16 protein-coding genes are annotated in these 19515 nt (G+C 74.8%); 7 read left to right on the top strand and 9 right to left on the bottom strand.

Going from position 1 to position 19515, the window contains the following annotated elements; translation table 11 throughout:
* Positions 1-93 precede the first annotated feature (93 nt).
* The 3 genes from ACIP4O_RS30055 to ACIP4O_RS30045 form a co-directional block, all read right to left on the bottom strand.
* A complete protein-coding gene (locus ACIP4O_RS30055; RefSeq protein ID WP_401579296.1) occupies positions 94-369 on the bottom strand; it encodes a hypothetical protein in 276 nt (91 codons plus the stop codon).
* Between the two features lie 35 nt (positions 370-404).
* Positions 405-1361, bottom strand: a complete 957-nt coding sequence (locus tag ACIP4O_RS30050) for a rod shape-determining protein (RefSeq protein WP_401579294.1) — start codon at positions 1359-1361, stop codon at positions 405-407.
* Between the two features lie 213 nt (positions 1362-1574).
* Positions 1575-2885 carry an MFS transporter gene (locus ACIP4O_RS30045; RefSeq protein ID WP_401579292.1) on the bottom strand — a complete coding sequence of 437 codons (1311 nt, stop codon included), beginning with the start codon at positions 2883-2885 and terminating at the stop codon, positions 1575-1577.
* A gap of 180 nt (positions 2886-3065) precedes the next feature.
* On the opposite strand from ACIP4O_RS30045, the gene ACIP4O_RS30040 reads away from it, so the two are divergent.
* The 5 genes from ACIP4O_RS30040 (at position 3066) to ACIP4O_RS30020 (ending at position 7186) form a co-directional block, all read left to right on the top strand.
* Complete coding sequence (locus tag ACIP4O_RS30040) at positions 3066-3473, top strand: ferredoxin (RefSeq protein WP_401579290.1); 408 nt, start codon at positions 3066-3068, stop codon at positions 3471-3473.
* Positions 3474-3557: 84 nt separating this feature from the next.
* Positions 3558-4415 carry an oxygenase MpaB family protein gene (locus ACIP4O_RS30035; RefSeq protein WP_401579288.1) on the top strand — a complete coding sequence of 286 codons (858 nt, stop codon included), beginning with the start codon at positions 3558-3560 and terminating at the stop codon, positions 4413-4415.
* A gap of 95 nt (positions 4416-4510) precedes the next feature.
* Positions 4511-5311, top strand: a complete 801-nt coding sequence (locus ACIP4O_RS30030; protein ID WP_401579286.1) for an alpha/beta fold hydrolase — start codon at positions 4511-4513, stop codon at positions 5309-5311.
* 178 nt (positions 5312-5489) lie between these two features.
* A complete protein-coding gene (locus ACIP4O_RS30025; RefSeq protein ID WP_361333026.1) occupies positions 5490-6425 on the top strand; it encodes a universal stress protein in 936 nt (311 codons plus the stop codon).
* 260 nt (positions 6426-6685) lie between these two features.
* Positions 6686-7186, top strand: a complete 501-nt coding sequence (locus ACIP4O_RS30020; protein ID WP_361333023.1) for a hypothetical protein — start codon at positions 6686-6688, stop codon at positions 7184-7186.
* Between the two features lie 249 nt (positions 7187-7435).
* On the opposite strand, the gene ACIP4O_RS30015 is transcribed toward ACIP4O_RS30020, so the two are convergent.
* Together ACIP4O_RS30015 and ACIP4O_RS30010 are read right to left on the bottom strand one after the other, a co-directional pair.
* Positions 7436-9433, bottom strand: coding sequence for an N-acetylmuramoyl-L-alanine amidase (locus tag ACIP4O_RS30015; RefSeq protein WP_401579284.1), 1998 nt, complete (start codon positions 9431-9433; stop codon positions 7436-7438).
* Positions 9434-9813: 380 nt separating this feature from the next.
* On the bottom strand, positions 9814-10947 hold the full coding sequence (locus tag ACIP4O_RS30010) for an aminoglycoside phosphotransferase family protein (protein WP_401579282.1): 1134 nt from the start codon (positions 10945-10947) through the stop codon (positions 9814-9816).
* A gap of 252 nt (positions 10948-11199) precedes the next feature.
* Between ACIP4O_RS30010 and ACIP4O_RS30005 the strand changes: the two genes are divergently transcribed.
* Entirely contained in the window at positions 11200-12702 is a 1503-nt protein-coding gene (locus ACIP4O_RS30005; RefSeq protein ID WP_361333014.1) for a hypothetical protein, read from the top strand.
* 42 nt (positions 12703-12744) lie between these two features.
* Here the strand turns inward: ACIP4O_RS30005 and ACIP4O_RS30000 are convergent, their stop codons facing one another.
* Both ACIP4O_RS30000 and ACIP4O_RS29995 read right to left on the bottom strand, forming a co-directional pair.
* Positions 12745-14082 carry a SpoIIE family protein phosphatase gene (locus ACIP4O_RS30000; protein ID WP_401579280.1) on the bottom strand — a complete coding sequence of 446 codons (1338 nt, stop codon included), beginning with the start codon at positions 14080-14082 and terminating at the stop codon, positions 12745-12747.
* Between the two features lie 439 nt (positions 14083-14521).
* Positions 14522-16069 (bottom strand): ATP-dependent DNA ligase, encoded by a 1548-nt coding sequence (locus tag ACIP4O_RS29995; RefSeq protein WP_401579278.1) that lies wholly within the window; start codon positions 16067-16069, stop codon positions 14522-14524.
* A gap of 143 nt (positions 16070-16212) precedes the next feature.
* Here ACIP4O_RS29995 and ACIP4O_RS29990 point away from each other — a divergent pair, with 143 nt between their 5' ends.
* A complete protein-coding gene (locus tag ACIP4O_RS29990) occupies positions 16213-17205 on the top strand; it encodes an NADP-dependent oxidoreductase (protein ID WP_401579276.1) in 993 nt (330 codons plus the stop codon).
* Positions 17206-17292: 87 nt separating this feature from the next.
* Here ACIP4O_RS29990 and ACIP4O_RS29985 read toward each other — a convergent pair whose 3' ends face one another.
* Both ACIP4O_RS29985 and ACIP4O_RS29980 read right to left on the bottom strand, forming a co-directional pair.
* Positions 17293-18120: an aldo/keto reductase gene (locus ACIP4O_RS29985; protein WP_401579274.1), complete on the bottom strand. Its 828-nt coding sequence runs from the start codon at positions 18118-18120 to the stop codon at positions 17293-17295.
* 113 nt (positions 18121-18233) lie between these two features.
* The gene (locus ACIP4O_RS29980) at positions 18234-19460 is read right to left on the bottom strand and encodes an MFS transporter (RefSeq protein WP_401579272.1); all 1227 of its coding nucleotides are present in this window, start codon (positions 19458-19460) and stop codon (positions 18234-18236) included.
* Positions 19461-19515: the final 55 nt, after the last annotated feature.

Genomic DNA, 19515 nt, shown 5'->3' with positions numbered 1-19515 from the left:
GCCGCACCCGAGGAAGGGTGCGGCGGCGTCCCGCGTCCGGGCACCTTGCGGGTACGGGCCCGAGCGACCCCGCACCCGCAAGGCGCCCCCCGCTCAATGCGGCGGGTACTGGTCCCGGTAGTACGGCTCCGGCGGATACGCGTCACTGCCCGAAGCCGACCACGTCGCCGAATCCCGGGCCCGCTCCACCGCCAGCGCCAGCCGCCGCCTGCTGCGCGCGAGCACCAGACCGAGCAGGAGCCCCGCGAAACCGCCCACGAGCAGGATGTTCCCCAGCACGGGCAGATCCACCCACGCGAACCGCCACGTCACCGCGTACCGCAGCACAGCCCCCACGATCATCAGCGCCAGCCCCGCCGCAGCCGTCATACGCCCTCACCTCTCCGCTCCATCGACCCGCTCCCTCACGCGAGTTCGAGCACAGGACCCTCGGCGGCGAGCAGCCACGCCCCCTCCACCGCCGTCTCGGCCCCCGACTCCACCAGGTGCACGGGCATCCCCAGTTCCTGCCGCAGATGCGCGTCGAGGCCGTACAGCCGCGCCCCGCCGCCGTGCAGCAGCACACCCCGCTCGAAGACGTCGTCCACCAGCTCGGGGGGCGAGGCGTCGAGCACCCCCGTGACGAGCCGCACCACGTCCTCGTACACCGGGCGCAGCACCGCACGGACCTCCGCCACCGTCAGCTCCCCGACGCGCGGCAGCCCCTCGTCCCTGTCCTGTCCCCGCACCGGCAGCCGCGCGCCCGTCTCAAGCGCCGCCCCGAGCTTCGCCTCCTCGGCGACCTGCGCCCCGATCGTCAGCGCGTGCTCCTCGCGCGCGTGCCGCATCAGCCACGCGTCCACACTGCCCGCGCCCCGCTTGACCGTCCGCGTCACGAGCGCCGTGCCGAGCGCGATCATCGACGCCGACGTGCGGTGCTCCCCGATGTCCACGAGCAGCGCCCCGGCAGGGCTCCCGCTCACCCCGGCGCCCGCCGCCGCCGCGACCGAGTGCGGCACGGAACGCACCTGGTTGATGCCCGCGTCCTTGCACACCTGCCGCAGCACGTGCCGCTCCAGCGACGTCGCGTGATCCGGTACGCACACCACCGCCTGCGCCCCGCGCAACCGCCGCGACTTGCCCGAAGCCGCGCGCAGCGCCGAGCCCAGCAGCCGCGCGGCGAGCGGCAGATCCGCCACCGCGCCCGCCACGACGGGGCGCACGAGCCGCAGCCGCGGCGGCAGCCGCCCCGCCATCGCGAGCGCCTGATCGCCCCAGGCCCGTAGTGAACCCTCCTCGTCGACGATCGCGGCGTGCGGAGCCGACCACGCCTGCCGCTGGTCGCGCAGCCGCAGCCGCGCACTGCCCAGGTCGATCGCCACCTGCCTGCTCCGCGTACCCATGGTGCCCACTCCCGTTTCCGAGCCGGAGACCGCCCGCGTGCCGCGCCGGGCCCTCGCTTGCGACGCTCGCGCGCCGCACGGCGCCCGGCAAGTCCGCGGGCGCCGATCGGGTCGGCACCGGGCACGGGCGGTACGGGCCGGGTCCGAGCGGGTACGCGCGCGAGGCGGACGGGCACACCCGCGCCCCCGCGCTCAGCGCTCCAGCGGCCGGTGCGCCGTCTCCGGGAGCCGCAGGTACACCACCGAGGAGACCAGGCACAGCACCGCCACGTACCAGGGAAAGAGCCCGGCCCGCCCCCACTCCTTGAAGAGCGTCCCGACGTACGGCGCCGTGCCGCCGAAGAGCGCGACCGTCAGCGAGTACGGGAAGCCGATCCCCGCCGCCCTCACCCGCGCCGGGAACACCTCCGCGTTCACCGCCGCCGAGATCGACGTGAAACCCGTCAGGAGCACCATCCCCGCGCAGCTCACGAGCAGCAACGAGACGAAGGAGCCGGTGAGCAGCCGCAGCAGCGGCACGCACAGGAGCGCGAAACCGAGCCCGAAGAAGAGCAGGAGAGGACGCCGCCCGAAGCGGTCCGAGAGCAGGCCCGCCAGCGGCTGGAGCAGCGCGAAGAACGCGAGCGCGAGCGTCGAGGCGAGCAGCGCGTCGCCCTTCGCGACGTCGGCGTTCAGCTCCGCGTACGTCGGCAGGTACGACGTCCACGTGTAGTACGCGAGCGTGCCGCCCGCGGTGATCCCGCCGATCAGGAGCGAGGCGCGCGGGTGGCGGCGCAGCGCCTCGAAGAGCGGCGGGCGCTCGGCCGTGCGCGCCGCGTCCCGCGTCTCCTCGGCGCCCCGCCTGATCCAGAACCCGGCCAGGCTCAGCACGGCGCCGAGCGCGAACGGCAGCCGCCATCCCCAGGACTCCATCCGCCCCTCGCTCAGCACCCGCACGAGCAGCGCGGCCACCCCGGAGGCGATGAGCTGCCCGAGCGTCGTCGACACGTACTGGAAACTGGAGAAGAGCCCGCGCCTGCCCGGACCGGCCGACTCCACGAGGAACGTCGTCGAGGCGGCGAACTCCCCGCCCACGGACAGACCTTGCAGCAGCCGCGCGAGCACCAGCACGAGAGGGCCGAACAGCCCGGCCGCCGCGTACGTCGGGGTCAGCGCCACGAGCAGACTCGACCCGCCCATGAGCAGGATCGTCACCGTCAGCGCGGCCCGCCGCCCCCGCCGGTCTGCGACCGCGCCCATGAGCAGCCCGCCCACCGGGCGCATGAAGAACCCCACGGCGAACACCGCGAACGTGGACAGCAGCGGGACGAGCGAGTTGTCCGCGCCGTGGGGGAAGACCTGGTCGGCGAGGTACGTCGCGAGGAAGGTGTACGCGTACCAGTCGTACCACTCGACGGCGTTGCCGACGGAGGCCGCGGCGAGCTGACGCACCGGGCGGCGGGCGGGGGAGTGCGGCGCGGCGGAGCCGGGAGCGGCGGTGGAACCGGGGGACGTGTGTGTCATGGACACGACCTTTCCCGGGGGGCGGGTCGCCACACCTTCGCGCCCGGGCCACCCCGCTCCACGCCGCGTCCCACCCGCGCCCCGGAGCCGTACCCGCGTTTGCCCACGCCCTATGCGGCAACCCGCCCCTCGAACGTACGCCCCCACCCCGGGACCGGGGCCGCCCGAGAGGAGACCGCCATGACACAGGCGTCCGCCGCGCCCCGCACACCGACCACTCCCGAGGACCCCTGGGACCGCGACCGCCTCGTGCGCTACCTGGAGGACCGCTTCGCCTGCGCCGCCTCCTGCCGCACCGCGGCGACCCTCACCGCCCGCCACTGCGGCACGCCCGCCGCCGAACCCTCGGTGCTGCGCGCCCTGCGCTGCGTCGAGGTCTGCGACAGCACCGCGAGGCTCCTCGGTGCCGAACCCCTTCTCGACCCCGAGGACGACGAACTCCGCTTCCGCCTCGACTGGTGCCGCACCGCGTGCCTCGACTGCGCGGCCCACTGCGCGCGCCTGCCCGGCGCCGAGGAAGCCGTCGCCGCTTGCCGTGCCTGCGCCGCCTCCTGCACCCGCTTCCTCGCCGCCCTCGCCACCCGCTGAACGGCCCCGGCCCCCACCAGCCCGGACCACCCCCTTCGAGAGACAATCACCCCAGGCACGAACCACTCTCCCGGAGGTCCCGCCGTGGCCGAGCAGTCGCCCCACCCCGCCCCCGGCCTCTACGGGCCCGGCACCGTCACCTGGCAGCTCCACGCCGACCCCGCCATGTGGATCGCCGGTGTACGCGCCCTGTGGCTCCAGGCCCTCCACCCGCGCACCCTGCGCGGCGTCATGGCGAACTCCGACTTCCGCCAGGACGCCTGGGGGCGCCTGATCCGCACCGCCCGGTACGTCGCCGCCACCACGTACGCCGACGCCCCCACCGCCGAACGCGCCGCCGCCCACGTACGCGGCATCCACCGCAGGCTCGGTGCGACCGACCCCGCCACCGGCGAACGCTACGGCGTCGACGAACCCGCGCTCCTGCTCTGGGTGCACTGCGCCGAGGTCTCCTCCTACCTCCACACCCTGCGCCGCTCCGGCTTCCCCCTCGACGACACCGCCGCCGACCGCTACGTCGCCGAACAACGCACCGGAGCCCGTCTCGTCGGCCTCGACCCGTCCCAGGTCCCCGCCACCGTCGGCGAACTCGACAGCTACTTCCGCAGTGTGAAGGACGAACTCGCGGTCGGCGCCGACGCCCGCGTCGTCGACGACTTCCTGCGCCGCCCGCCCGTCCCCCTCCCGCTCCTGCCCGCCCGCGCCCTGCTCTGGCGCCGCGTCTCCGCCCTCGCCTACGGCTCCCTGCCGCCCTGGGCCCACCAGCTCTACGGACGCGAGGCCCCGCCCCCCGCCGTCGTCACCCGCCGCCTGCGCTCCACCGCACGCCTGCTGCGCGCCGTCCCCGGCGAGCTGCGCTGGCAGATGCCCCCGAAGTACATCCACGGCGCCGTCACCCGCCTCGGACCCGAGGCCCGCCCGAGCCGCCGCATCCCCAGCTGAGCCCCGCGCGGTCCGCGGCGCCCGTACCGCCCTCCCCGGCTCCGCTCCCCGCGAAACACGCCCCACCCCACGGTCCCGTGGCGCAGGCTGCCCCCATGCCCCCGAGCCCCGCCCCCCTGCCCCCGCCGCGCGCCGTCCGTGCGAACGGCCTCACCCTCGCCTACCGCGAGACCGGTCCCGCCGACGCGCCCCCGCTCCTCCTCCTGCCCGCGCGCGGCGAGTCCTCCGCCGACTGGGCACCCGTCATCGGGCCCCTCGCGGCACACCGGCGCGTCCTCGCGCTCGACCCGCGCGGCCACGGTGCGAGCGAGTACCCCGGGACGTACTCCTTCCCGCTCCTGCGCGAGGACGTACGCGCCTTCCTCGCCGCCCTCTCGCTCCCGCGCGTCGACCTCGTCGCGCACTCGCTGGGCGGCGTCATCGCCTGCCTCCTGGCCCAGGAGCACCCGGAGCTGATCCGCCGACTCGTCCTGGAGGACGTCCCCGCGCCCCTGCCCCTCGCCACCCCCAGGCCCGCGCCCGAACGGCCCACCAAACCGCTCGGCTTCGACTGGCGGATGGTCCTCGCCACCGAACACCCCCGCAACCACCCCGACCCCGCCTGGTGGGAGCGCATGGACCGCGCGGACGTCCCCGCACTCGTCCTCGCCGGCGGTCCCACGAGCGTCGTCGACCAGTCCACCGTCGCCGCGCTCGCCGGACGCCTGCCGCGGGCCCGCCTCGTCACGGTCCCCGCCGGGCACCACATCCACGCCACGGACCCCGGTGCCTTCCTCGCCCACGTCCTGCCGTTCCTCCTGGCCGACGAACCCGGTGACGAGCCGGCGAACGGCCCCGCGAACCGACGTGTCCCCGGCCCCGCCGACGGACCGGCGCACGGACCCGTGAGCGACTGACCCCGGCACATGCCGCACCGGTGCGCGTACCGCGCGGATGCGGCGGCGGAAAGGCTGACAGATGATGCCAGCGATGGGGTCTTTCGGCCCTGGCACACCCCGCTCCACCGGGGAAGGCTGGAGGTGCAGGGGCTCAAGAGGCGCCAGGTGAAAGCGGGGCGCCGGGAACGAGGACATCATGAGTGAGCTGCCGGTGGTAGCGGCCGTGGACGGCTCGGAGGACAGCCTCCGTGCGCTTGACTGGGCGATCGAGGCCGCCCGGCTCCGCGAGACCGTGCTGCGGATCGTGCACGTGCGCCAGTACGCGGCCTGGACCCAGCCCGAGGTGCTCGCCGCCGGGCCCGAACAGGTCGGCGACCCGGTGCTCGACCGGCTGCGCACGGACCTGGAGGGGCGCGACGTCAAGCTGCCGGTCCTGGAGTTCGTCACGGTCGAGGGCGCGCCCGACGCGGTCCTGCCCGAGATGGGCGCCGACGCCCAGCTCCTCGTCCTCGGCTCGCGCGGTCGCGGCGGCTTCGCCAGCCTCCTGCTCGGCTCCAACGGGATGGCCGCCGCGCGGGACGCCTCCTGCCCGGTCGTCGTCGTGCCGCGACCGGGGCGCGCCGTGCCCGAGGACGTGACGACCGAGGTGCCCGAGGGGCCGCGCGTCGTCGTGGGCCTGCCCGTGGACCTCAAGGACGACTCGACGCTCGCCTTCGCCTTCACCGAGGCGGAACGGCGCGGCGCCGCGGTCCACATCGTCGTCGCCTACCCCTGGCCCGCGCTCGCCTGGACGGCCGTGGGCGACTACACGCCCACAGTCGAGGACCAGGAGGCCGCGGAGGCCGAGTGCCTCACCCTGGCCAAGGACCACCTCGACCCGCACCGCGCCGCCCACCCCGGTGTCGAGGCCTTCGTCTCCGTCGCCGCGGGTGACGCCGCCGGGCACCTCGTCGCCGCTTCGAGCGGTGCGGAACTCGTCGTCGTGGGCCGCCACCGCCGGCGCCTTCTCCAGCCCGCCCGCATCCTCGGCTCCGTCACCCAGGCCGTCCTCCTCCACGCCGCGGCCCCCGTGGCGGTCGTCCCGCTCACCGCCGAGGACGAGGCGGAGAGCGGCGAGGGCGTGGCCGCCTGAGACGCGGTACGGGAACGCGGAACGCCACCGGGCGGTACGGAGCCCGTCCCGCCCGGGACGGTACGGGGACGGGGCGAGCGGCAGCCACCGCTCGCCCCGTCCCCGTACCCCTCTCGCGGCACCCCGCGCCCCCACGGGCCACCCCGCGCGGCCCCCGTCCCACCACCCCTTTTCCGCCACCCCCGCATCCCCTCTCCAGGGGGCCCGGTTACGCAGGGGTGGCCGCTCGTGACCGGAGCGGGACACGTACCATGGGCCGCATGTCGTTCCTCCGCCGCCGTACTCCCGCCACGCCCGCGGGCCCCGACTTCGACGTCCTGGCCATGGACCCGGGGGACTGGCCCGGGAACCTCGTCGCGGGGCTGCTGCCCGCCCAGGACGGCAGCTGTCAGGGAGTCTTCCTCCAGTACGACCTGTTCGGCGGCCGTGGACCCGCCATGATCATCGGCAACCTCCCGGCCGGCTCGCCCGCTCGTGAACTCGCCGACAAACAGGTCCCCTTCGAGGTCGCGCAGCTCCTGCTCGCACTGGAGAACGACGAGGACGTCGAGGTCGTCGACGTCGAGGACATGCCGGTCATGCAGGGCGACAACCTCCTCATCGTGCGCCGCCTCAAGCTCTCCGAGAGCCGCGTCTCCTGCGTGCAGTTCGACCGCAGCGACAACGTGCTCGTCACCATCGCCGCCTGGGACCGGCCCATCACCGACGACCTCTACGCGCTCCTCAAGCCCCTGCCCGCCGCCATGTTCCAGCAGGGCTGACCGGGCCCCCGCACCTCCCGCCCGCCCCCGCCGCTCACCCGGACGGCCCCTCTCCCGCTGTCCGGAATGCGCTGCCCACCGGCCGGAGCGACCGCCTCCCTCCGCCGGCCTCCTCTTCGCAGGGGCCACCGCCGGCACCACCACACCCGCACGACGCTTGCGGGGGAGGCCGCGCCGGGGAGTGAACGGCCCTGGAACACGCGAACGGGACCGGCCCCGCGAAAGGACCGGCCCCGCTCACCCCAGACCTCAGCGCACCCGCGACACCGTCACGTCATCGGCGTTCACGTACGCCACCCGGTGCCCGAACTGGATCTCGTAGTACTCGTTCTCCCCGCGCACCACCTTGTGGTCCGTCGTGTCGAACGTCGGCGAGTAGAAGTACTCGCCGTGCACCTTCCCGCCCGCCACGTACCGCTGCCCCGCGAGGAGCTTGTACGAGAACGGGGAGAGCGCCTGCGGCGTGATGTTCGCCGGGTAGGCCGAGGCCTCCGGGTAGGCCCGCCCGTACACCGGCACGTCCGCGCGCCCCTTCTTCGGCGTCACCACGATGCCCCGCGAGGGTACGGCGACCGGCTTGAGCAGCGAGTTCTTGAGCCACCCCTTCTGCCCGTTGTGCCAGAGCGCCACCCAGGAGCCGCGCCGCTCGGCGACGACGTACTGCTGGCCGCTGGAGACGCGCGCGCCGACGTCGTTGACCCCGGTCGTCGTCTCCTCGCCCTTCGGGTACAGGCCGATGTCCTTCACGAGCGGCGCGTCGTCCGAGGGCGACTGCCGCAGCCACAGCTCGCTCGACCCGTGGCTCGGGCACGCCGCCGCCGGATCGTCCGCCGAACAACCCGTGTACGCGGGCTTGTTGGCCTCGTACCTCGGCGCGATCGTCACGACGTCCGACCACGGCAGCGCCGTGGCGCGCACCGGCTTGCCGAGCAGCGCGAAGTAGTGCGACCAGTCCCAGTACGGGCCCGGGTCGGTGTGCATCGCGGGGATGCCCGACGTCGTCGTCGCGGGCACGTTGTCGTGGCCGAGGATGTGCTGCCGGTCGAGCGGGATGTCGTACTTCTTCGCGAGGTACTTCACGAGCCGCGCCGAGGACCGGTACATCGACTCCGAGAACCAGGCGTCGGGCGCGGTGAGGAAACCCTCGTGCTCGATGCCGATCGACTTCGCGTTCACGTACCAGTTGCCCGCGTGCCAGCCGACGTCCTTCGTCGGGAAGTGCTGCGCGATGAGCCCGTCCGTGGAACGGATCGTGTAGTGCCACGCCAGGTACGTGGGGTCCTGGACGAGGTCGAGCGTCTTGTCCCAGGTCTCCTCGGTGTCGTGGATGACGATCGAGTCGACGGACTGGTCGTTCGGCCGGTCGGCGAGGTCGTGGTTGCCGTAGTCGCCGTCCCCGTACTCCTCGTACGGCGCGGGCACCCACTCGCAGGCCACCGTCGGCGGGCACTCCGTCCGCCCCGCGTCCGTCTTCCTCAGGCCCATGGCGCGCAACTGCTTCGGCTGGGCCTTCGCCCGGGCGTCCGCGCGGAGCGCGACCGACTGCCCCGCGTCCGTCGTGCGCCGCTGCCCGTCGCGGATCACCGCGAAGACGTCCTCGGCGTACGAGGCCGCGCCCGCGCTGTCCTCGGCGCCCGAGAACGCGGCGACCGCGCCGAACCAGTCGGCCGGGTCCTGGCTCAGCGCTCGGCCCTGCGCGCGCTGCGCCGCCGCGAGGAGCGCCGCGCCGCCCGCGACGTTCGCCGCCGCGTCGTCGCGCAGCCTGTCGGCGGAGATGCCCGTGAGGGACGCCGCCCTCGGCAGCGTCTCCAGGCGCGCGGGGAGCGTGCCCGTGCTCGTCCTGGAACGGCGCGCGGTCAGGCCGAGGGGGCGGCTCGTGTCGCCGCGCGGGTCCTCGGCGCCCTCGCCGTGCGGGTGGGTCACGACCCCGGAGAGCGCTGTCCGCGCGTCCGTCAGGTGCATCGGCCCGTACCCGCCGCTGACACTCGGCGCGCCACCGTGCTCGTCCCACCGCGACTGGAGGTAGGAGACGCCGAGGAGGACCTCGCTCGGGACGTGGTACGTGGCCGAGGCGGAGGCGAAGGCGTCCTGGAGCCGCCCGGCGCCCTGGCCGGAGGGGGTCCGCGCGGCGGGAGTCTGCGCGGCCCCGGCGGGCGTCGCGGCGAGGAGCGGCAGGAGCAGGGCGGACGAGGCGAAAGCGACCGCCGCCGTCCGGCGTCTGGAACGGACGGGGGAAATTCCTCGCAAAGCAGCCTCCTGGGGGAGTGGACGCGCTGGAGTCTCGTGACCGGACGTGCCAGTGGTACCCGCTCCCCGACGATCCGTCAATCATGCTCCTCGCGAGGGAATCCCCATGTCAGGCCCCGGTTGCGGCACCACCACAGGAGTGGACCAATGGAGGGCGCGGGGCCGACCGCTCCGCTGCCAGCGGCGACACACCGCGCCCTTTTGACCAGCCCCGGCAGTACGCCCTACGGGGCGCCCCCACCGGCCCGGGAAATCCACCCCTTCGCCCGCGGACGGTGAGGAAACGTTTCGCCGCCGGTGTGGCGCGTTCCGTCCCGTATCCGGTCCCCGGGGCCCGCGGCCGGACCGTGCCGCGGGCCACCCGTGCCGGGCGGGGCCGTTCAGCGGGTACCGACCGCCGCGCGCACCGCCCGCCGCGCCGTGGCGCAGTCGTCGTGCAGCCGCCGCAGGAGCAGCCGCTGCTCCTCGCCGAAGGCCGGTACCCCGGGAGCGGTGACCGGGGCGGCCTCGTGCATCGTGCGCTGCACCGCGCTCTCGTACGTTCGGATCTCACGCGTCAGGACGAGCATCAGGTTCACCAGGAAGGCGTCCCGCGCCGCCGGGCCCGCCGCCTGCGCGAGCTGGGCGATCTGCCGCCGCACCTCCGGCGCGTCCCCGATCACCGACCACAGCGTCGCCAGGTCGTACCCCGGCAGGTACCAGCCCGCCCGGTCCCAGTCGAGGAGCACCGGCCCCGCGGGCGAGAGCAGCACGTTCGACAGGAGCGCGTCCCCGTGGTTGAACTGCCACATCCCGCCCCGGCCCGCGCCGCCCGCGACGCCGTGCAACAGCTTCTGCAAGTCGTCGAGGTCACGGTCCGTCAGCATCCCCAGCTCGTGGAAGCGGGCAAGGCGCGTCCCGTAGTCCAGGGGTGTGTCGAACGTCCCGGCCGCGGGACGCCAGGAGTTGACCCGAGTGAACGCCGCGAGCGCGGCCCGCAGATCCGCGCGGGCCGGAGCGTGCGCCGGGTGGCGCTGGAGCGCGGTCGGGCGCCCTGGCATCCGCTCGACGACCAGGACCCCCTGGTCCGGGTCGGCCGCCACCAGACGCGGCACCCGCACCGGCGGGCGCTGCCGCACGAAGGAGCGGTACGCGGCTATCTCCTGCCGGATGCGGCCCGACCACACCGGCGAGCGGTCCAGTAAACACTTCGCGACCACGGTCGCCCGCCCCGTCGTACCCGCGAGGAGCACCGAGTGCCCGTTGCGACGCAGTAGTTGGACCGGGTGGAAGTCGGGGCAGATGCGGTGCACCGCGACAACGGCGGCACGCAAGCGCTCGCCCTGCGGCCCCGACAGGTCGAGCCGGCCGCTCAGCCGCTGCGTGCCCGGCGCCCCCTGCGTCCGCCGGGCACGGGGCTGAGCGGCGGCGAACGGCACGGCGGCCGCCCGCGCGGGATCGAGGAAAGGGGCGCCGGGCTGGCGCGCACGTGGCGCACGGGGTGGTGCGGAGAGGGGGGACTGAGCGGTGTACATGGGGCGGGCGTATCCCTTCCTGGGCCCGCGAGCCCTTCATGGGCCCGCGCATCGGAGGCGCCCGCCCGGCCCGGTGACCCGCGACACCCTGGGGAGTGCCGACAGGCGCCGGGCCGGGTTGGCGCGCTTCCTACCCGACACCCGGCGCGCCGTGGCAGACCATCTGGCGAACCCTGGCGAACCCTGGCGAATACTCGCTCCGCACGTGACCGGCCGTTAGTGTCAAATCAGCCGAGAACCTGGGGGCTTGACGTGAGCGGACAACCCAACACCCGCCTTGGCGACCTGTTCGGCATGACCGGCTGGTCCAAGGGCGAACTCGCGCGACTGGTGAACCGGCGGGCGGCGGCCATGGGCCACCCCCAGCTGGCCACCGACACCTCGCGCGTACGGCGCTGGATCGACGTGGGCGAGATCCCCCGCGACCCGGTGCCGCGGGTGATGGCCGCCTTGTTCACCGAGCGTCTCGGCCGTGTCGTGACCATCGAGGATCTCGGCCTGGTCAGGCGCGGGCGCGCGGGGAGCGCGCACACCGCAGGGAGCGTCGACAACCCCGACGGTGTGCCGTGGGCGCCCGAGAAGACGGCCGCGTTCCTCACCGAATTCACGGGAATGGACCTCATGCTCAACCGACGCGGCTTGGTGGGCGCGGGTGCCGCGCTCGCCGCGGGCTCCGCCCTCAGCACCGCCATGCACGACTGGCTCCACACCGACCCCGTCCTCGCGGCCGACCGGCCGCGCGAGGGCGACCCCCTCCACTCCGAACCCGCGGGCTGGGACCGCTACGAAGCGGCTCCCGTCGGCTCCCAGGAGATCGACGAACTCGAGAACTCCGTCGAGGTCTTCCGCGCCTGGGACGCCTCCCGAGGCGGCGGCCTCCAGCGCAAGGCCGTCGTCGGCCAGCTCAACGAGGTCGGCGGCATGCTCGCCTACCACCATCCCGCGCACCTCCAGCGCAGGCTGTGGGGCGTCGCCGCCAACCTCGCGGTCCTCGCCGGCTGGATGTCCCACGACGTCGGCCTCGAACCCACCGCGCAGAAGTATTTCCTCATCGCCGCGCACGCGGCCCGCGAGGGCGGCGACCGGCCCCGCGCGAGCGAGGCGCTCTCCCGCGCCGCCCGCCAGAAGATCCACCTCGGCGACCCGGGCGAGGCCCTCGACCTCATGAAGCTCGCGGGCTCCGGCGCGGGCGAGGGCGCCCTGCCCCGTACCCGCGCGATGTTCCGCACCATCGAGGCGTGGGCGCACGCCTCAATGGGCCACGGCCAGGCCATGCGACGCACGCTCGGCGAGGCCGAGGAACTCTTCGTCTCCGACAAGGGCGCGGGGGAGCGGCCGAGCTGGATGCAGATGTTCGACGAGGCCGATCTCTACGGGATGCAGGCCCTCGCCTACCGCACCCTCGCCGAGCACGACCCCAGCGTGGCCTCCGTCGCCCAGGCCCACGCCAAGCGTGCCCTCGCCCTGCGCAACGCCGAACGCCAGCGCTCGCAGATCTTCGACAACCTCTCGATGGCCTCGGCCTGCTTTTTGGGCAACGACCCCGAACAGGCCGATTTCTACGCCCGGCTGGCGCTCCAGTCGATCGGTGAGACCTCCTCGATGCGCACCTGGGACCGGCTGCGCCAGATGTACCGCCTCACCGGCCAGTTCGCGGGCCACGCCCAGATCGACGTCCTGCGCGGCGACATCGAACGCGTCATGCCGAAGCCGTCGGGGAGGAACCGTGGCACGGGACGCGTCGCGGGAGCCTGAGCACGGCGGGCCGCCGGGCTTTCGTACGAGGGCGCCGGTCCGCTACTCCCGTACGAGAGCGAGCAACAGGCACTCCTCTCCACCACCGGGCACACCCGTTCCCGTACCGGTACGCAGCGCGTCCCCGATCACCCGCGCGGCGCCCCGCGCCTCCGCGACCCCGGCGAGCCGCGGGCCGAGCGCGAGCAGCGCGTCGGCCTCGTCACGCCCGGACGCGGGTACGGGGCCCCCGCTGCGCAGGACGAGCAGGTCGCCAGGGGCCAGCTCGGCGCGGTGTTCGGCGTGCCCGATCTGCCGCGGCGCGCCCAGGAGATGCCCCGCGGGCCGCTCCAGGGACCGCCCGCAGCCCGCGCGGAAGAGCAACGGTGCCGGGTGCCCCGCCTGTGCCCAGACCACGGACCGGGAAGCGGGCTCGACGCGGCAGCACAGCGCGGACGCGAGGGGGGTACGGGGCGCTCCCGCGCCCACGACCTGGCCGAGCACGTCGAGCAGCGCGCCGGGGCCCGCCCCGGTGAGCGCGATACCGCGCAGCGCGCCGAGCAGAGTCGCCGTGTCCGTCGTCCGCGCGAGACCGTGCCCGGCCACCTCACCGGCGGCCAACAGGGTCGAACCATCGGGGAGTTCGGCGGCCTCGTACCAGTGACCGCCGCCCCTACCCGGCGGGCCGCCCGGTCTGAGCACCGTCAGGTCGAGCTGCCGCTCGCGCGCGGCCGGAGCGGCGGGTGGCGGGGTGCGACGGCGGGACCGTCGTCTCGGCGGAGCGACGCTCCGCGGGGGCGCGGGCTCCGGGCCACGTACCGGTGAGGCGGTCCCGCCGGGGGGAGTTCCCCCCGTGCGCGCCGTATCGGCCGGGGCCTGCGGCGCGCTCCCCGGGGGGAATCGCACCGGGCCCTGCCACGGCGGCAGGACACTGTCCCGCAGGGCCACGGCGACGCGGTGTTCCGCACGCGCTGCCGCCGGGGCCGCCGGTGCCGTGCGCCGCGCGGCCCCCGGCTCCGTCTCGCGCACGACGAGCCACAGGGAAGCCGCGCAGCCCTCGGCGTCGAGCACCGGTTCGCCCAGCAGGCGTACCGTGCGCTCGCTGCCGTCCGCGCGCAGCAGCCGCAAGGTCCCGTCGAGCGCCCTGCCGTCCACGAGGCAGCCGGTCATGAGCCGGGTGAGCGCGGCGCGGTCCTCCGGGTGGACGTAGGAAGGGAGCTCGTCGAGTCCGGGCGCGGGCAGCGCGGGATCGCGACCGAGGATCGCCGCGAATTCGGCGGAGCAGCGGGCGCCGTCCGTCAGCAGGTCCCACTCGGCGCTGCCGACGTGCGGCGGCAGCGCACCCGAACCGCGCCGCGCGCGCAACTCCTCCAGCAGGGAGTCGAGTTCACTTCGGTCCATCCCGGAACGCGGCTCCGCGCCCCGACGGGCTTCCGTGCCCGCGCGCGGCCCGGTGCCGGCACCCGGCTCCGTGAGGGGCCCCGGGGGCCGCAGCACGGAGGGCGCGCCACCAGGGACCGGGCCGTCCTGCCACAGGCGCGGCGCGGGACGGTCCGTGGAGGCGGGCGGGGGCATGGCGGCTCCGATACGGCGTACACACGGGCCGGCAACGCCGACCCCGCGGACTGGACGGACGAGCACGCCTTCCGGGGCCGGGAGGCGACAACGCGCGACCGGCCGCCGGAGCGGCGACGTGAAGACTCTGACACAGCCTCGCCCGCCGCGTAAGCCGTTTGGCAACACCCGCGCCGATGGTGCCGTCGGCATATGCCACCGTCTCCGGGCGGCTTCCCGTGCGATGCCGTCGCCCCCCTGACCCGAACGCCGGTCCGCTCCGCCCTTACGCGACCCCGGCCCCCGCGTCCCGCACCGCCTCCACCGTGTCCGCCTCCTCCGGCGTCTTGTCCGGCCGGTACCGCACCACACGGGCGAAACGCAGCGTCAGCCCGGCCGGGTACCGCGAGGAACGCTGCACCCCGTCGAAAGCGACCTCCACGACGAGCCCGGGCCGCACCCGCACCGTGTGACCGTCGTCGGACACCGCCAGCTCCAGCAACGTCTCCGTCTGTTCGGCGAGCATCGCGTCGGTCAGACCCTTGAACGTCTTGCCCAGCATGATCAGCTCGCCGTCCGCTCCCCGCGCCCCCAGGTGGAGGTTCGACAGCTTCCCCGTGCGCCGCCCGTGCCCCCACTCCGCCGCGAGCACCACGAGATCGAGCGTGTGCACGGGCTTGACCTTGCGCCACGCCGCCCCGCGCCGCCCCGCGCTGTACGGCGAGCCCAGGTCCTTGATCACGACCCCCTCGTGCCCGCGCCCGAGCGTCTCGGCGAGGAAGTCCTCGGCCCCCGCGAGCGCGTCCGGCCCCGCCTCGGGTGCCTGCGCCACGTACCGCCGCACCCGGTTCTCCTGCGCCACGAGCCCGGCCAGCTCGCGGTGCCGCCCCGCGAACGGCACGTCCAGCAGCTCCCGTTCGCCGACGAGCAGCACATCGAAGAAGACCGGCACGACCGGCACCAGCGCCCGCGCCTTCGCGACATCGGTGCGCGAGCCCGTCCGCCCCGCGATCTCCTGGAAGCTGCGGGGCCGCCCCGCCTCGTCGTACGCGATGACCTCGCCGTCCAGGACGCACCGCGCGACCGGCAGCGCCCGCGCCACCTCCACGACCTCCGGCAGCCGCTCCGTGATGTCCTCCAGCGTCCGCGTCCACACCGAGACCCGCTCGCCGTCCCGGTGCACCTGCACCCTGATCCCGTCGAGCTTCTCCTCCACCGCGCAGGACCCCAGCGCCGCCAGCGCCTCCGCGACCGAGGCCGCGGTGCCGGCCAGCATGGGCCGCACCGGGCGACCCACCGTCAGCCGGAACTCCCCGAGTGCCGCGCGCCCCTCGGCGAGCAGCGCCCGCGCCACCGGTACGAGCGCCCCGCGCAGCATCACCGCCCGCCGCACCTCCGCGGCGGGTACCCCGGCGGCCGCCGCGAGCCCCTCCGCCGCCATCGCGTCCAGCGCGCCCTGCCGCACCTCCCCGGTGAGCAGCCCGACGAGGAAGCGCTGCTCCGCCTCGGTGGCCGCACCGAGCAGCGCCGCCGCCCGCCGCCTCCGCTCCGCCTGCGCGCCCTTGCCCGCGACGGCCGCGAGCCCGTCGAGCGCGGCATCCACGTCGTGCAGGCTCAGCGAGGGAGCGGCCGCGGGCGCGGGCGCCTCGCGCAGAGTGCTCCAGCCCACACCGATCCGGCCCTGGGGGACGCGCCCCGAGAGGTAGGCGATGGCGAGCGGCACGTCCTTTGGCCCGGCGGCCAGGAAGAGTTCCGCGAGCAGTTCCGTCTTGCGCGAGCGGGACCGCGTCGCGGCCACGGCGCCCGACACGTCCACGAGCGTCACCAGGAGCATCACCCCATCGTGCCCCGCCCACGCCGGACCCGCACGAGGGTGTTGCATGGACGCGAGAAGATCGCCGGGCGCGTACGCGAGGCCACCGCTCGGCCGCGTACCACCGCGCCGGACCCATGAGACCCCCGGAAGGAACCCGCCCCATGACGGACAGCACCCCCAAGGACCGCCCCGACCGCACCATGCGCGCCCTCGTCCAGACCGGCTTCGGCGGCCCCGAGGTCCTGCGCCTGGACCGGGTGCCGCGCCCGGCACCCGTGCCGACCGAGATCCTCGTGCGCGTGCGGGCCGCCGGGGTGAACCCGGTGGACTGGAAGACGCGCGAGGGCCTGGGGGCCGCCGCGAGCCTCGCGAGCCCGCCGCTCGTGCCCGGCTGGGACGTCGCGGGCACGGTCGAGGAGGTGGGCACGGGGGTGACGCTGTACAAGCCGGGCGACGCGGTACTCGGTATGCCGTGGTTCCCGCGTACGGCGGGCGCCTGCGCCGAGTACGTCACCGCGCCGGCGCGTCAGTTCGCGCCGATCCCGAAGGGCCTCGACTTCGACGAGGCCGCGGCGCTGCCGCTCGCGTCGCTCACCGCCTGGCAGGCGCTCGTCGACACCGCGCGGCTGCGCCGGGGCGAGCGGATCCTCATCCACGCGGCGTCGGGCGGCGTGGGCCACCTGGCGGTGCAGCTCGCGCACCACATCGGCGCGCACGTCATCGCGACGGCGAGCGCCTCCCGCCACGCGTGGCTGCGCACGCTCGGCGCGGATGAGGTCGTCGACTACCGCACCGAGCGCTTCGAGGAGCACGTCTCGGGTGTCGACACGGTCCTCGACCTCGTGGGCGCGAAGGACGACACGAGCGCGCGCTCGCTGGCGGTCCTGCGGCCGGGGGGTCTGCTCATCACGGTGCCGTCGAGCGGCGGGGGAGACATCGAGGAGCGCGCGACGGCGGCCGGGGTGCGCTTCACGGGCATCCTGGTCGAGCCGGACGGGGCGGCGCTGCGCCGGATCACGGCGCTCGTCGACGAGGGCGCGCTGCGCGTCCACGTGGACGCGGTGCATCCGCTGGAGAAGGCGGCGGAGGCGTATGCGCGCGGCGAGCAGGGCGGGGTGCGGGGCAAGCAGGTCCTGCGGATCAGCGAGAACTGACCCGAACGGGAAGGAGCGGTACGGGCGAGCGCACGGCGAGGGGCGGGGCGCGGCACCGCGCCCCGCCCCGCCCCTTCCGCCGGTACGTCAGTTCAGCTCGTCCGGGTGCGGCCCCGTCCGCAGCCCGCGGTCGAGCGCGTCGACGGCCGCGATGTCGTCCTCGTCGAGCGTGAAGCCGAAGACGTCGAGGTTCTCCCGGATACGGGCAGGTGTCACCGACTTGGGGATGACGATGTTCCCGCTCTGGAGGTGCCAGCGCAGCACGATCTGCGCGGGGCTGCGGTCGTGCTTCGCCGCGAGCGCGGTCAGGGCGTCGTCCCTCAGCAGCGCGCCCTGCGCGAGGGGGCTCCACGCCTCGGTCGCGATGCCGAACCGGGCGTGCGCGGCGCGCAGTTCGCGCTGCTGGAGTCCGGGGTGCAGCTCGACCTGGTTGACGACGGGCACGACGCCGGTCTCCGCGACGAGCCGCTCCAGGTGCGCGGGCTGGAAGTTGGAGACGCCGATCGCGCGGGTGCGCCCGTCGGCGAGGAGCCGCTCCAGCGCGCGGTAGGTGTCGACGTACCGGTCGCGGGCGGGCGTCGGCCAGTGGATGAGGTACAGGTCGGTGTACTCCAGGCCGAGCTTGTCGAGCGAGGCGTCGAAGGCGCGCAGCGTCGCGTCGTAGCCCTGGTCGTCGTTCCACAGCTTCGTGGTGACGAACAGTTCCCCGCGCGGGACGCCGGAGGAGGCGAGCGCGCGCCCGACACCGCGCTCGTTCCCGTAGACGGCGGCCGTGTCGACGGACCGGTAACCGGCCTCCAGGGCGCTCGTGACGGCGGCGGTCGTCTCCTCGTCGGGGACCTGGAAGACGCCGAAGCCGAGCTGGGGCATCAGCACCCCGTTGTTGAGGGTGACGGTGGGGGAGGGGGTGCGCATAGTGGTGCTTTCTCTCTGGTGCGGGATGGGGGCGGCTGTACGGGACCCGGGCGGCTGTACGCGGCCGGGGCGGCGCACTGCCGGGGGCCGCCCGCCCGGGCGGGGGAAGGTGGTCAGAGGGCGGTGCGTGCGGCGGAGGCCCGCTCCGTGGCGGCGGCCGGGTGGGCCGTCGGCTCCCTCGTGTCGCCGGGGGCGGGCCGCTCGCGGTCGAGCCCGGCGGAGACGAAGGCGAGGAGCAGCGCGGAGAAGGCGAGCGCCGCGCCCACCCAGTTGGGCGAGGTGTAGCCGAAGCCCGCGTCGATGACGAGGCCGCCCAGCCAGGCGGCGAGGGCGTTGCCCAGGTTGAAGGCCCCGATGTTGACGGCGGAGGCGAGCGTCGGCGCGCCCGAGGCCTTGTCGAGCACCCGCTTCTGGAGCGGCGGGACGGTCGCGAATCCGAGCGCGCCGATGAGGAAGAGGGTGAGCGCCGCTCCCGCCTCCGAGCGGGCGGTGACGGTGAACAGGGCGAGGACGAGGGCGAGGGCGCCGAGCACGGTGAAGAGCATCGGCATGAGCCTGCGGTCCGCGTACCTGCCGCCGACGAGGTTGCCCGCGACCATGCCCGCGCCGAAGACGACGAGGAGCCAGGTGACCGAGGAATCGGCGAAACCGGCGACCTCGGTGAGCATGGGGGCGATGTAGGTGACGGCGGCGAAGACCCCGCCGAAGCCGAGTACGGTCATCGCCATCGCGAGGACGACCTGCACGTCGCGCAGGGCCGACAGCTCGTGGCGCAGGCGCACGCCCTCGGGGCGCGGGAGCTCGGGCACGAGCTTGAGGATGCCGAGCATCCCCAAGACGCCGAGCGCGGCGACGATCAGGAAGGTGACGCGCCAGCCCGCGGCCTGCCCGACGTACGTGCCGAGCGGCACACCGACGAGGTTGGCGACGGTGAGCCCGGTGAACATGAGCGCGATGGCCCCGGCCCGCTTCGCCGGCGGGACGAGCCCCGCGGCGACGACCGAGCCGATGCCGAAGAAGGCGCCGTGCGCGAAGGAGGCGACGACCCGGCCCGCGAGCATCACGCCGAAGACCGGGGCCGCGGCGGAGATCACGTTGCCGATGACGAACAGGCCCAAGAGCAGCATGAGCATCCGCTTGCGCGGCACCCTGGTACCGAGCAGCGTCATGATCGGGGCGCCGATCACCACGCCGAGTGCGTAGCCCGTCACCAGGAGCCCGGCGGTCGGCACGGAGACCCCGAAGCCGTCCGCGACCTCGGGCAGCAGCCCCATGATCACGAATTCGGTCGTGCCGATACCGAAGGCCCCGATGGCGAGGGCCAGGAGCGCCAGAGGCATGAGGAGAGAACCCTTCAGGAGCTTGATATCCGCGCTGATCTGTTGTGCGCGGTAG

Source organism: Streptomyces sp. NPDC088923 (assembly GCF_044749745.1).
Lineage (GTDB): Bacteria > Actinomycetota > Actinomycetes > Streptomycetales > Streptomycetaceae > Streptomyces.
This window is presented reverse-complemented; position numbering and strand designations above follow the sequence as displayed.